This window comes from Acinetobacter sp. BIGb0196, assembly GCF_011759595.1.
Classification (GTDB): Bacteria; Pseudomonadota; Gammaproteobacteria; order Pseudomonadales; family Moraxellaceae; genus Acinetobacter; species Acinetobacter guillouiae.
This window is the reverse complement of sequence record NZ_JAAOZA010000001.1, coordinates 1016262-1030196: the sequence shown is the minus strand read 5'-3', so window position 1 is coordinate 1030196 and position 13935 is coordinate 1016262. Positions and strand designations below refer to the sequence as shown.

Sequence of the window (13935 nt, the reverse complement as noted above, 5' to 3'; positions counted from 1 at the left end):
CATGAGGTCATTGATGGTGTATTGAATAAACTTGATGAATTACTAGCTTCTGACGTTTTTTTAGTTAAAATACTCAATGTCTGAAATTTTTGCCTTGCAAGAAAATAAAGATTTTGATGATTTTTTAATGATTTTATAGTTTCGCCCTTTGGCAATTTCTGTGATATCTATACACATATGTTGAATAACTACATTTTAAAAATCAACAACTTGTGTATAAATTACCCTATTGGAATAGGATTTGGTTTAAATGAAAAGTTTTAAAATTGCTCTCGCGCAATTCTCTCCATTCATTGGTGATATTGAGTCGAACGTTCAAAAAATGATTGAACAAGCCAATGATGCAAAAAAACAGAATGCTGAAATTGTTGTTTTCCCTGAACTTTCTATAATCGGTTACCCTGCCGAAGATTTGCTTTTACGCCCAAGCCTAGCAAAGCGTACTGCACAAGCTTTCGAGAAACTGTCTACTGTTAAAGACATCGTGATGGTATTTGGTTTTGCCAATCTTACAGACGATGGTCAACGCTACAATGCTGCTGCAGTGATGAAAGATGGACAAGTTTTAGGGGTCTACAACAAACAAAATCTTCCTAATTACAGCGTTTTTGATGAAAAGCGTTATTTTAATGAAGGACATCAACATCTTGTATTTGAGTACTTAGGTCATAAGTTCGGGGTCCTGATTTGCGAAGATGTATGGTCTTTAAATACAGTTCAACAGCTTGCTCAACTCAATGTGGAAAGTGTTTTGGTCTTGAATGCTTCACCTTATGAAGTCGGCAAACCGCAACATCGTATCGAAACATTAAAAGAGTTGGCAAAACAGCTCCATCTCAATGTGGTTTATATCAACCAAGTGGGTGGTCAAGATGATCTCATTTTTGATGGGACCAGTTTTGTTATTAACCATTCAGGTGAAGTTGCACTACAAGCACCAAGCTTTAAAGAAGATCTCTACTTTGCTGACTATCAAATAGAAAATAAAGCCTATCAAGTGGTTGAAGCTGCGCCAGCATTAAACACTATGGCTGAGATCTATCAAGCTTTGGTTTTAGCAACACGCGACTATGTACAACGCTCTGGTTTCCCTGGTGTGATTTTAGGACTATCGGGCGGTATCGACTCAGCTTTAACCTTGGCAATTGCAGTTGATGCGATTGGTGCAGATAAAGTTCAAGCCGTGATGATGCCTTATACCTACACATCACAAATTAGTGTGGAAGATGCAACTGAACAAGCAAAACGCATGGGCGTTACTTTTGGTATTGCCGAAATTCATCCTATCGTAAATAGCTTTATGCAGACCTTGTTCCCATTCTTTGGTAACTCACCTGCGGATACAACCGAAGAAAACCTTCAAGCGCGTGCACGTGGTACATTGCTTATGGGCTTGTCCAATAAGTTTGGTAACCTTGTGCTTGCAACAGGCAATAAGTCTGAGCTTTCTGTAGGTTACTGCACACTGTATGGCGATATGGTAGGTGGTTTTGCTGTACTCAAAGATGTTTATAAAACTATTGTTTTTGAATTGGCTAAGTACCGTAACAGTATTTCTGAAACGCCTGTGATTCCTGAACGGGTTATTTCTCGTCCACCATCAGCAGAACTTCGTCCTGATCAAAAAGACCAAGACTCTTTACCTGCTTATGATGTACTTGATGCCATTCTATATGCATATATTGAGGAAGAACAAAGCCAAGAAGACATCATTGCCAAAGGTTTTGAACGTGCAATCGTGGAAAAAGTCATTCAGCTTGTCGACCGCAATGAATACAAACGTCGTCAAGGTTCAATTGGACCACGTATCAGCTCACGCGCATTTAGCCGTGAACGCCGTTATCCGATTGTAAATGGCTGGAAAGCAGGTGTATAAGCCTCGTGAATGTGAATAATTCACCTCCACCTTCGAGCTTTGCTCAGGAACTTGCTCAAGCATTATTGCTTGAGCAAGTTCGCTTTATTAAAAAACAACTCTTAGATCAAAAAAATCCGCAATTTATTCAAAATTTTATTTCCCAAACCTATCAAAATGCAGACAAAATCCTTTTAAAAAATGTGATTCAACTTGAGCAACTCCAGTCTGTAGTGCAAAAATATGCTTTTGAATTGAATTTAGGCGCAGATATTCTTGAATTTATCGGTGTCGTCGCTCAAAAAATTCATCAATATGCCATTCATAGTCAAACCATTTTCAATGATCTACTCTCAGATGAATCTTTTGAACTGTGGATGTTTAAAATCTTAGAATTAGAACAATTAAGAGACTATATTCAAGAAAACTTACAGCACAACCCGCAGATTCAACAGGTTAGCCTACAGCTTGCCAATCAGATTTTAGAAAGCAACACCCCTTGGCTCAACCAGCTACGTCAATACACAGTGAAACATAACCGTATTGGCGCTAAAGTCATCAGCTTTATTCAAGATCAACATCACAATATTGAGCTTAAATTAGAACAACAACTCGCAACTGCTATCCGTAGCCAACTCAGCAATATCATTCTACTGCCTAATGAAGACCTGGCAGATATCGCTACACATGTTTGGAATGAAGTTAAGCAACGCTCATTAAAAGAGGCTTTCTCTCAAGTTCAATCCATTGATTTTGAGGAATTCTTTATTCTTGTTTATGAAACTTGGAAAGAATTACGTCAAACAGAATATATGCAACAGGTTATTTTAAATGTTGTTGAAGCATTTTATGAATACTTTGGGGAATATAGCTTACAAGAATTACTACACTCTGTTGGCTTAGATCAAAACGATTTATTTATCGAAGCTGATCGTTTTATTCCACATACACTAGGTGCTTTGGATCAACATGGCTTATTGGATGAGATCATTCAATCCTTGATTGCGCCATTCTACCTTGACACGCAAACACAAAGATTTATAGAAAATTATTTAGCAGAAAAAGCTTAATCAAATATTCAACTGGATTTTTTCAGTATTCTAAATATTCATAGCACGATGATAATTTTTATCTGTATCTAGTGATCTTTTGATGATGCACAAAAAAAGAGACCATGCAGTGAGCATGGTCTATAAAAATGGTGGCTATGACGGGACTTGAACCTGTGACCCCCGCATTATGAGTGCGGTGCTCTAACCAACTGAGCTACATAGCCATAAACTGTGTGCGCATTATCTAAAGTTATCTACCCTACGTCAAGCATTGAAACACACCAATGATCATACTTTAAGCAATTGATATTTAAATGTTTAAAATTAATACATATTTATGTTTTTATCGAAAAAATCAGCTTAATAAGTATCGTAAATAAGTAAGGAATTAAGCTCTCTCCCCTATTTATCTCTAAAAATCGATAGCAAAAAAAGAGAGTGGCTTACCACTCTCTATTTGCAACAAGCTCTTCCATTTCAATATCAAGATACCCTTGGTCTTGTACCACCATCATCATTGCTTCAGCAATATAATCTGCTGCAGTACCATCCAAAGAAGAATCAAGATCCTCAAACTGTGGCTTCATTTCATTAATTTCAGTCACAGTCAGTTTTGCCATAGAATAAATTTCTGCATCACTGAAGCTGGTTTTTGCCACTTTTTTAGCAAAATTTTCAATAAGTTGCTTAACCTCAGCAACTAGAATATCTGGATAATATTCATCATCGAACATTGGGAGAAGTAGATCGTTAAACATTGCAACCTAAAATAAAACAGCAATTCACGCGCTTATATAACACAAACCATACAATTCACCAAATTGATCAGGCAATTTAACTGATTAATTTTTCAGATGTAGATGATCTAAATTTAAAAAAAAGATCAAACAATATTAGAGGCTATTGATCATTCATCATTAAATTGCAGAGCGCATGGCTTGCCATACTTTAATTGCATCCGACATTGCTTTTACATCATGTGCACGCACCATACACGCGCCTTGTTGAATACTGAGCAAGTGTGCAGCAACACTACCTACAGCACGATGATTGGCATCTGCACCATCTAAAGCTTCACCAATGAAGCGCTTACGTGATAAGGCTGATAAAATTGGATAACCCATGTTGTTCAGTTGATAAAACTCATTGAGAAGCTTTAAATTTTGTTGCGCATTTTTAGCAAAACCAAAACCAGGATCTATCATGATATTTTTAGGGTGAATTCCTGCCTGTAGTGCATCATCTACGCGTTGCTGTAATTCAGCAATTACCTCTTGAGTAACATCTTCATACTGGTCAAGATGATTCATTGTGGTTGGCTCGCCTCGCATATGCATAATAATCACAGGGATATTGAGCTCTGCAGCAGTCTCTAAGGCATGTGGACGAGTTAAGGCACGGACATCATTCCAAATATGTGCACCAGCCTTAACCGCCTCACGAATGACTCCGGGCTGTGAGGTATCTATTGAAATAATGACATCCAATTTGGCTAATTCAGCAACCACAGGAACAACACGACGTATTTCTTCGGCAATCTCGACTACAGATGCACCCGGGCGTGTAGATTCACCGCCAACATCAATCACTGTCGCACCATCAGCAATCATTTGCTTGGCATAAGCAACAGCTTGATCTTTTTGATCATGCTTCCCACCATCGCTAAATGAATCAGGAGTGACATTCAAGATACCCATGACATGTGCTTGTGATAAATCCAGACTTAAACGCCCACATTGCAAAATTTGCTTGGGTAGTGGCATCAGTTGCATGTCAATTCTCCGTATTCAATTCAGGCTAGTTTAACAATTCAAATCAATAGCACAGTGATTTTTTTTCATCTGTGAATTTTTTCGTATAAAAAAAGAGCCTCAATTGAGGCTCTTGTTTATTCACTGACTGATCAGGTCGCTGGTAATGGTGGTGGTGTTGATGGACCATCTGTAGGTGTTACATCAAGCACTGGATTTTCAGCAACATAAACCTTAGGTGGCTGAGGATCACGACCTTCCATGATGTCACGGATTTGATCACGATCAATCGTTTCCCATTCCATCAAGGCTTTTACCATTGCATGTGCAATATCTTTGTTATTTTCAAGAATATCACGCGCAACACGATACTGTTCATCCAAGATACGACGTACTTCTTGGTCAACCTGTTGTTGTGTTGCTTCAGAAATCGTACGGCTACCGACATTTCCGAAGAAACCATTCTGGTTTTCATCTTCATAGACCATCACGCCCATTTTGTCTGACATACCATACTTGGTCACCATCGCACGTGCCATTTTGGTTGCACGTTCAAAGTCGTTAGAAGCACCCGTTGACATTTGATCAATGAAAACTTCTTCTGCAATACGACCACCGAATAAGATTGAAAGTTCATTCAACATCTTAGACTTGTAATGGCTGGTTTGATCATGTTCTGGCAACTGCCAAGTTACACCCAAAGCCCAACCACGTGGCATAATTGTTACTTTATGCACAGGGTCAGTCCCTGGAAGAATTTCTGCAACAATGGCATGACCTGCTTCATGATATGCAGTCGCGCGACGTTCTTCTTCACGGATCACCATCGACTTACGTTCAGGGCCCATGTAGATCTTATCTTTTGCATCTTCAAAGTCATGCATATCGACGGTGTTCTTGTTACGACGAGCAGCAAACAATGCAGCTTCATTCACAAGATTCGCCAATTGCGCACCAGAGAAACCAGGTGTACCACGTGCCAATACTTTAAGATCAACACCTGTTACCGAAGGAAGTTTCTTCAAATGCACTGCTAAGATCTGTTCACGACCTTTAATATCTGGCAGACCCACCATCACTTGACGGTCGAAACGCCCCGGACGAAGTAATGCTTTATCCAGTACATCCGCACGGTTTGTTGCAGCAATGACGATAATCCCTTCATTACCTTCGAAACCATCCATTTCAACAAGCATTTGGTTGAGTGTTTGTTCACGTTCATCATGACCACCACCTGTACCTGAACCACGATGACGACCAACTGCATCAATCTCATCAATAAAGATGATACATGGTGCATGGCGTTTCGCCTGTTCGAACATGTCACGCACACGAGATGCACCAACACCAACGAACATTTCAACGAAGTCAGAACCTGAAATACTAAAGAATGGAACTTTGGCTTCACCAGCAATCGCTTTCGCAAGTAAAGTTTTACCTGTACCTGGAGGACCAACCATCAATACGCCTTTAGGAATTGTTGCCCCTAAGCGTTTGAATTTTGCAGGGTCTTTCAAGAAATCAACGATTTCCACAACTTCTTGTTTTGCTTCATCACAACCAGCAACATCGGTAAAGGTCACTTTGATTTGGTCTTCTGAAAGCATTTTTGCTTTAGATTTACCAAAACTCATTGGACCATTTTTACCGCCTGCACCACCACCCATGTTACGCATAAAGAACATGAACAATAAAATAATTAAAAGCACAGGAAAGCTTGCGATGAGAAGTTGCATCAATAAACCTTGACGTTGAGGTGCAGTACCTTCAACAACAACGTTATTTTTGATGAGTGTAGGCATCAATTCAGGATCTTGAACTGCTGGGCGAATACTTTCAAAGTTCGAACCGTTCTTTTTTTCGCCGCTTATTCTTTCACCATCAATTGTGACTTTACTAATTTGACCAGCATTCACCGCTGTGACGAATTCTGAATAATTCATCGCAGAAGGCTTACTGCGGTCACTGAGATTGCTGAAGATTAAGATCAGCACACCCAGTATGACCAGCCACAATACGGCATTTTTGAAGTAATCGCTCAAAGCTTTATTCCCATATATAACTATTTTGATCAGGCTCAATCTTGCTTGATCGTAACAAAAAGCGAGTAATGAATTTCGCAATAAAGGTTAAAAAGGTACAAAATGCACAATTTTTAACAACTTGGCAAGCATTTGTTGGCAATTCATTACGAAGAATGAACATACCTCAAAAACACCAGCTATTGCGAAACTTTTTTACGGCCCTGTCCAATTAAAAAAACCTCTTTTGAACGTGCACGTGAAGCAGCTGGTTTTGCTGTTTTTAACACATCAAAACTATCCACGACTTGCTTTCGGAACTCATCAAAACCAGTGCCTTGGAAAACTTTAACTAAAAACTGCCCTTTTGGTCCAAGAACCTTGTTGGCAAAATCTAACGCAAGTTCACACAAGTAAATCTGGCGAGGTTGATCTACAGCCCTATTACCTGATGTATTGGGGGCCATATCTGAAATTACAACGTCTACAGTGCGTCCATTTAAAATATTTAACAATTTTTCGAAAACTTCTTCTTCTCTAAAGTCACCTTGTAAGAAAGTAACATCAGGTAAAGCATCCATTTCTAAAATATCTGAAGCAATCACTAAACCTTTATCACCGACCAGTTTACCTGCGATTTGCGACCAACTTCCTGGCGCAGCACCCAAGTCAACCACGGTCATCCCTGGTTTAATCATTTTGTGTTTTTCTTGAATTTCAAGAAGTTTATATGCAGCACGAGCGCGGTAACCTTCTTTTTGTGCTTTTTTCACAAAAGGGTCATCTAAATGCTCTCTCATCCACGCACGACTACTTTTGGATAACTTCTGGTTGGTAATGCGTGTAGCCATAACTCTCTTGATCTAAACCGATAACTAACTTCTGATTGTACGTGAAAAAAATTCTCATTGCAGTATTCATATTGATTTAAATCGACAGATATTGATATGTTTTTTTGAATAAGCTTCATCGATTATTTCTACAGAATTTACAGCGTAGTGATATGGCTTTTGTTATACTAAGTCGTTTCTAAAATTAGGTTATCTTTTATGGCGGCTCTATCTATCCAAGAACGTAAACGTTTACGTCAAATCGGACATGCGTTAAACCCTGTTGTAATGCTTGGCGATAAAGGCTTGACTGAAAGTGTCGTTGAAGAATTAAACCGTGCTTTAAATGATCACGAGTTAATTAAAGTCAAGGTTACAGGTGAAGACCGCGAAGCACGTGCTGCAACGATTACTGAAATTGCCAATGTCACTGGTGCGGAAGTTGTTCAAACAATTGGTAAAATTGCATTGCTTTATAAAAAAGCTGCGAAACAAAATCCAAAATTGTCTAATTTAGTTCGCCACGCTCATCTTTCAAATTAAGATTTATTTTCATGGCAAGTTTCGAACTGAATGCATTTGATCGTCGTTTTCAAAGTATCTCCCTAGTTGGTGCGATTGAACAAATTAGCCCATATACACTCAATGTCGGTTATTGGTTAAGAGATCCCAATCAATTCATAATTTATCCTGAACTGGTTACAGCAAATCCACGTCAGGATTTCCTTTGGGAAAATACCTGTTTTGAGATTTTTATTGGTGTGCAAGGTGAAGATTATTATCGTGAAATTAATCTATCCCCTTCTCAAGCTTGGCAAGCTTACCAATTTGAAGAATATCGTTATCCTGAAAATATGCCGCCAGTCGCTGCTTATGACATTGAATTAAATCAGTTAAAGCGTACGCATTATGGATTAAATGTCAGCATAGATCTTAGCGAGTTCATGCTTGCCAATAAATTAAAATGGTCAGACTTATTTTTAGGTTTAAGCGCTGTTTTAAATACCACGCAAGGTCAACATTTCTTTGCCATGCAACACAGTGGCCAACAGGCCGACTTTCACAATAAACGTGATTGGTTACATACATTTTAAAATACGCTTATGTAAACTGTGATTGAAAATAAAAAAGTGAGGCAACTAGCCTCACTTTTTTATTGCCATTTTTCTTAGAAATGGCTTTCCTCAAAACATAAGCTTTACATATCTTATTGTTTTGTTGTTACTTTATTCCAAACTTCTAAAGTATGATCTTTTGAACGCTTTAAAGTTTCAGTTAACTGTACTTTATGTTTGCTCGAAATTTGTGAAACATCTTCACGAATTTCTTTACCAACTTCAGTTAACTCTTTCACTAAAATGCTTAATTCAGATTTTAAGAAATCAGCCAATTCAACCAAATCTTTTTGTGAAGTTGAAAATTGTGATTTGATCACATCAAGACGTTGCACCAAATCTTGTTTAAAGTTTTGTACTTGATCTTGAACTTGCTCAGTTAATTGCTCTGATTCTGCTTCAAGTTTAGTTTTAGTTTCGGTAACCGCTTCAGCAACTTTCTGCTGCGCTTCTTTACCTAACTTCTCTAAACTTTCTGTAGTTTCAGTTACAACTTCTTTCAAAGCCGCAGTCTCTTTTGTTACTTTATTTGTAACAGTTTCTTTAGATATAGTCATATTGATTCCCCCTGGAATGTGAGTCAATAAGATACATTGAAAGGATAAATTTTAGATTTTGATTTGTCTGACAATATTTAAATACTTACAATTTCAAACAATTCACTTTAAAAGCAGAATTAATGCTAAATAGCAAGGTATTTATCTTAGATTATCCCTCGAAATAAAATAGACTTTCGAGAGGCTCATGCGTATAATGCGCTGTTAAGTTACAAGCGAGCAGACAAGAGGAGGGTAGGATTTAGTAAGCCTTCCTTTTTTTTCGTCTACTCGCTTTTTTACAGCCCTATTTTTGTGGTTTTAGTTCAGGAGCTATGGTTTGAGCACCCCCGCCATTTTAGCCCTTGCTGACGGTACTGTTTTTAAAGGTACATCGATCGGCGCTACGGGAAGTACGACTGGTGAAGTCGTTTTTAACACTGCCATGACTGGTTATCAAGAAATTTTGACCGACCCTAGTTATGCACAGCAACTTGTAACTTTAACTTATCCTCATATCGGTAATACTGGTTGTAATGAAGAAGACGCTGAATCAGGTCGAATTCATAAAGTTTGGGCGAATGGTTTAATCATTCGTGACCTACCGTTATTACACAGCAATTTCCGAGCTACTCAGTCTCTTGGCGAATATTTACAACAACATAATGTCGTTGCCATTGCAGATATCGATACTCGTAAATTGACACGTATTTTACGTGACAAAGGCGCACAAAACGGATGCATTCTTGCCGGCGATAATATTACTGAAGAAGAAGCTATTGCAAAAGCACGTGCCTTTGGTGGTCTAGATGGTTTAGACCTTGCGAAAGAATGTTGTGACCCAGAAGGTTTTGAATGGACCGAAGGCTCATGGACATTGGGCCAAGGCTTTTCTCAACCAGAAGCAAAATTTCATGTTGTTGCATACGATTACGGTGTCAAAACCAACATCTTACGTATGCTTGCAGACCGCGGATGTAAATTAACTGTTGTTCCTGCACAAACACCTGCTGAAAAAGTATTGGCGTTAAATCCAGATGGCGTATTTTTGTCAAATGGACCTGGCGATCCAGCAGCATGTGATTATGCAATTGCAGCAGTAAAAACCATTGTTGAAACTACAAACCTACCTGTTTTCGGTATTTGTTTGGGGCATCAAATTCTAGCTTTAGCTTCTGGCGCTAGAACTGTGAAAATGCCACATGGTCACCACGGTGCAAACCATCCTGTACAGAACCTTGAAAATGGTACAGTGATGATTACTTCTCAAAACCATGGCTTCGCAGTAGATGCAGAAACTTTACCTGCAAACCTCAAAGCTACGCATAAATCTTTGTTCGATCAAACCTTACAAGGTATTCATCGTACAGATAAACCTGCGTTTAGCTTCCAAGGTCACCCTGAAGCAAGCCCTGGTCCACATGACTGTGCCCCATTGTTCGATCATTTCATCGAACTTATTGAAGCATCTAAGAAGTAATTAAGGAAGCGATCATGGCTAAACGTACAGACATTAAAAGCATCTTAATTATTGGTGCGGGTCCGATTGTCATCGGGCAAGCATGTGAGTTCGATTACTCAGGTGCGCAAGCATGTAAAGCCCTTCGTGAAGAAGGCTACCGTGTTATTTTGGTGAACTCTAACCCAGCCACCATTATGACTGACCCGACTATGGCAGATGCAACGTATATCGAACCGATTACGTGGCAAACTGTTGCACAAATCATTGAGAAAGAACGCCCAGATGCGGTTCTTCCAACAATGGGTGGTCAAACGGCATTAAACTGTGCATTGGCACTAGATGCCAACGGTATTTTAGAAAAATACAATGTTGAATTGATTGGTGCGACCAAAGAAGCCATCGAAAAAGCGGAAGATCGCAAACTTTTCGATATCGCAATGCGCAAAATTGGTTTGGAATGCCCACGTGCTGATGTTGCAGAAAGCATGGAACATGCGCTTGAAATTCAAGCCCGTTTCGGCTTCCCTGTGATTATCCGCCCATCATTTACGATGGGTGGTTCAGGTGGTGGTATCGCCTATAACAAAGAAGAATTCATTGAAATCTGTGAACGCGGTTTTGATCTTTCTCCAACCAAACAATTATTGATTGATGAATCATTAATTGGCTGGAAAGAATATGAAATGGAAGTTGTTCGTGATAAAAACGACAACTGTATCATTGTATGTACCATTGAAAACTTCGATCCAATGGGTGTGCATACAGGTGACTCCATTACTGTTGCACCTGCACAAACTCTGACAGATAAAGAGTTCCAATTACTGCGTAATGCTTCTTTAGCAGTGCTACGTGAAATTGGTGTAGAGACAGGCGGATCAAACGTTCAGTTCGGTATCAACCCGAAAGATGGCCGTATGGTTGTGATCGAGATGAACCCTCGTGTATCTCGTTCTTCTGCGCTTGCGTCTAAAGCAACAGGTTTCCCTATTGCCAAAATTGCAGCAAAACTTGCAGTGGGTTATACCCTTGATGAATTGAAAAATGACATCACTGGCGGTACAACGCCTGCGTCATTTGAACCTGCAATCGACTATGTTGTAACCAAGATTCCTCGTTTTAACTTCGAGAAATTCCCACAAGCTGATGCAACACTCACTACACAGATGAAATCTGTGGGTGAAGTCATGGCAATTGGTCGTAACTTCCAAGAATCTGTACAAAAGGCACTTCGTGGTCTTGAAGTCGGTGCTTGTGGTTTCGATGAGAAAATTGCGGTGGGTACTGAAGGCGCGAAAGATAAAATCTTGGTAGAGCTTAAAGTGCCAGGTCCTGAGCGTATTTGGTATGTTGCTGACGCATTCCGTCATGGCTTCACATTAGATGAAGTATTTGCTGCAACCAATATCGATCGTTGGTTCTTGATTCAAATCCAAGACATCATTCAGTCTGAAGAGCAAATCAAAACTTTAGGTTTTGGTGATTTGAACGCTGACAATATCCGTGCATTTAAACGTAAAGGTTTATCTGATTTACGTATTGCAGACTTGATGGGCATTTCGCAAAAGCAATTCCGTAAGCACCGTTGGAACTTGGGTGTATACCCTGTTTACAAACGTGTAGATACCTGTGCAGCTGAGTTCGAGTCAGATACTGCTTACATGTATTCAACTTATGATGACGAATGTGAAGCGAATCCATCTAACCGTGACAAGATCATGGTAATCGGTGGTGGTCCTAACCGTATTGGTCAAGGGATTGAGTTCGATTATTGCTGCGTTCACGCTGCCCTTGCAATGCGTGAAGATGGTTATGAAACCATTATGGTCAACTGTAACCCTGAAACGGTTTCAACTGACTATGACACATCTGATCGTTTGTACTTCGAGCCGATCACTTTAGAAGATGTTTTAGAAATCGTACGTACAGAAAAACCAAAAGGTATTATCGTACAGTACGGCGGTCAAACACCTTTGAAATTGGCTCGTGCTTTAGAAGAAGCAGGTGCACCAATTATCGGTACGTCTCCAGATGCGATTGACCGTGCAGAAGATCGTGAACGTTTCCAACAGATGATTCAACGTTTGAATCTTCGTCAACCAAGCAACAGCATTGTTAAATCTGCTGAAGAAGGTATGGCTGAAGCATCTAAAGTGGGTTATCCGTTGGTTGTACGTCCATCTTATGTCCTTGGTGGTCGTGCGATGGAAATCGTATACAACGACGACGAACTTAAACGTTACTTGCGTGATGCTGTACAAGCGTCTAACGAAGCACCTGTACTGCTTGACCATTTCCTTGATGATGCAACAGAAGTCGATGTTGACTGTGTATCTGACGGCAAAGATGTGGTGATCGGCGGTATTATGCAGCATATTGAACAAGCAGGTATTCACTCTGGTGACTCAGCATGTTCGATTCCACCTTACTCTCTTTCTCAAGAGATTCAGGATGAAATGCGTCGTCAAACCGTTGCTATGGCGAAAGAGCTTGGTGTGATTGGCTTGATGAACGTACAGTTTGCTGTTAAAGGTAATGACGTTTATATTCTTGAAGTGAATCCACGTGCGTCTCGTACAGTACCGTTCGTTTCTAAATGTATCGGCGAATCATTAGCAAAAGTTGCAGCACGTTGTATGGCGGGTCAATCTTTAGAATCTCAAGGATTCACAAAAGAAATTATCCCAACGCATTTTGCTGTGAAAGAAGCAGTATTCCCGTTCAACAAATTCCCAGGTGTAGACCCGATCCTTGGACCAGAAATGAAATCTACTGGTGAAGTGATGGGTGTTGGTACAACTTTTGGTGAAGCTTTCTATAAAGCTGTGTTAGGCTCTAATGATCGCTTACCGGGTAAACCAACTGAAGGTGAAGTGAAGCACGTATTTATTTCAGTACGTCATTCAGATAAACCTCGTGCCGCGGGTATTGCGAAACAATTGGTTGATTTAGGCTTCAAAATTATCGCAACTGGCGGTACTTATGATGTCATTAAAGAAGCTGGTATTGAATGTGAACGTGTGAATAAAGTAACAGAAGGTCGCCCAAATATTGTCGACCGCTTGAAAAATGGCGAGATTCACCTCATTATCAATACTACAGAAGGTAAACAAGCTCAGCAGGATTCATTCTCAATCCGTCGCTCTGCGCTTCAAGGTAAAGTGTATTACACAACAACCTTGAATGGTGCTGATGCTGTATGCCAAGCTTTAGCAATTAAATTGCCAATGGATGTATATCGCTTGCAAGATTTGCAAACACTAGGTTAATTCGTTTCCGATAAGTCCCGCCATCTTATCGGTGGCGGGCTTTTTTC

General features: G+C 39.7%; 11 protein-coding genes and 1 tRNA gene. 6 read left to right on the top strand and 6 right to left on the bottom strand.

Translation table 11 applies throughout. The features are described from left to right. Positions 1-250 precede the first annotated feature (250 nt). Both FHR28_RS04705 and FHR28_RS04700 read left to right on the top strand, forming a co-directional pair. On the top strand, positions 251-1876 hold the full coding sequence (locus tag FHR28_RS04705; protein ID WP_004717311.1) for an NAD+ synthase: 1626 nt from the start codon (positions 251-253) through the stop codon (positions 1874-1876). Positions 1877-1881: 5 nt separating this feature from the next. Further along, on the top strand, positions 1882-2925 hold the full coding sequence (locus FHR28_RS04700; protein ID WP_004717314.1) for a hypothetical protein: 1044 nt from the start codon (positions 1882-1884) through the stop codon (positions 2923-2925). 129 nt (positions 2926-3054) lie between these two features. Here FHR28_RS04700 and FHR28_RS04695 read toward each other — a convergent pair. From FHR28_RS04695 to rlmE, 5 genes are all read right to left on the bottom strand, one after another. Continuing rightward, positions 3055-3131: transfer RNA gene (locus FHR28_RS04695), tRNA-Met, on the bottom strand. Positions 3132-3350: 219 nt separating this feature from the next. Then, positions 3351-3665 carry a DUF5713 family protein gene (locus FHR28_RS04690; RefSeq protein ID WP_004717317.1) on the bottom strand — a complete coding sequence of 105 codons (315 nt, stop codon included), beginning with the start codon at positions 3663-3665 and terminating at the stop codon, positions 3351-3353. A 159-nt stretch (positions 3666-3824) separates the two neighbouring features. Then, a complete protein-coding gene (gene folP / locus FHR28_RS04685; RefSeq protein ID WP_004717318.1) occupies positions 3825-4679 on the bottom strand; it encodes a dihydropteroate synthase in 855 nt (284 codons plus the stop codon). Positions 4680-4810: 131 nt separating this feature from the next. Beyond that, the gene (gene ftsH, locus FHR28_RS04680) at positions 4811-6700 is read right to left on the bottom strand and encodes an ATP-dependent zinc metalloprotease FtsH (RefSeq protein ID WP_004823226.1); all 1890 of its coding nucleotides are present in this window, start codon (positions 6698-6700) and stop codon (positions 4811-4813) included. A gap of 179 nt (positions 6701-6879) precedes the next feature. Further along, the gene (gene rlmE / locus FHR28_RS04675) at positions 6880-7530 is read right to left on the bottom strand and encodes a 23S rRNA (uridine(2552)-2'-O)-methyltransferase RlmE (protein WP_004717323.1); all 651 of its coding nucleotides are present in this window, start codon (positions 7528-7530) and stop codon (positions 6880-6882) included. Positions 7531-7728: 198 nt separating this feature from the next. Between rlmE and yhbY the strand changes: the two genes are divergently transcribed. Together yhbY and FHR28_RS04665 are read left to right on the top strand one after the other, a co-directional pair. Then, positions 7729-8052, top strand: a complete 324-nt coding sequence (yhbY, locus tag FHR28_RS04670; protein ID WP_004717326.1) for a ribosome assembly RNA-binding protein YhbY — start codon at positions 7729-7731, stop codon at positions 8050-8052. 11 nt (positions 8053-8063) lie between these two features. Then, entirely contained in the window at positions 8064-8603 is a 540-nt protein-coding gene (locus FHR28_RS04665; RefSeq protein WP_004717328.1) for a DOMON-like domain-containing protein, read from the top strand. A gap of 113 nt (positions 8604-8716) precedes the next feature. Here the strand turns inward: FHR28_RS04665 and FHR28_RS04660 are convergent, their stop codons facing one another. Continuing rightward, positions 8717-9181 carry a hypothetical protein gene (locus FHR28_RS04660; protein WP_004717330.1) on the bottom strand — a complete coding sequence of 155 codons (465 nt, stop codon included), beginning with the start codon at positions 9179-9181 and terminating at the stop codon, positions 8717-8719. A 319-nt stretch (positions 9182-9500) separates the two neighbouring features. Here FHR28_RS04660 and carA point away from each other — a divergent pair, with 319 nt between their 5' ends. Both carA and carB read left to right on the top strand, forming a co-directional pair. Then, positions 9501-10640, top strand: a complete 1140-nt coding sequence (gene carA / locus FHR28_RS04655) for a glutamine-hydrolyzing carbamoyl-phosphate synthase small subunit (protein WP_004823230.1) — start codon at positions 9501-9503, stop codon at positions 10638-10640. A 14-nt stretch (positions 10641-10654) separates the two neighbouring features. Continuing rightward, positions 10655-13888, top strand: a complete 3234-nt coding sequence (gene carB, locus FHR28_RS04650) for a carbamoyl-phosphate synthase large subunit (protein WP_004717334.1) — start codon at positions 10655-10657, stop codon at positions 13886-13888. Positions 13889-13935: the final 47 nt, after the last annotated feature.

Excerpts from the sequence above, each read along its gene's own strand:
- yhbY (WP_004717326.1), top strand. The coding sequence starts at position 7,729 with ATGGCGGCTCTATCTATCCAAGAACGTAAACGTTTACGTCAAATCGGA.
- FHR28_RS04690 (WP_004717317.1), bottom strand. The coding sequence starts at position 3,665 with ATGTTTAACGATCTACTTCTCCCAATGTTCGATGATGAATATTATCCA.
- FHR28_RS04705 (WP_004717311.1), top strand. The coding sequence starts at position 251 with ATGAAAAGTTTTAAAATTGCTCTCGCGCAATTCTCTCCATTCATTGGT.
- carB (WP_004717334.1), top strand. The coding sequence starts at position 10,655 with ATGGCTAAACGTACAGACATTAAAAGCATCTTAATTATTGGTGCGGGT.
- FHR28_RS04665 (WP_004717328.1), top strand. The coding sequence starts at position 8,064 with ATGGCAAGTTTCGAACTGAATGCATTTGATCGTCGTTTTCAAAGTATC.
- FHR28_RS04660 (WP_004717330.1), bottom strand. The coding sequence starts at position 9,181 with ATGACTATATCTAAAGAAACTGTTACAAATAAAGTAACAAAAGAGACT.
- folP (WP_004717318.1), bottom strand. The coding sequence starts at position 4,679 with ATGCAACTGATGCCACTACCCAAGCAAATTTTGCAATGTGGGCGTTTA.
- rlmE (WP_004717323.1), bottom strand. The coding sequence starts at position 7,530 with ATGGCTACACGCATTACCAACCAGAAGTTATCCAAAAGTAGTCGTGCG.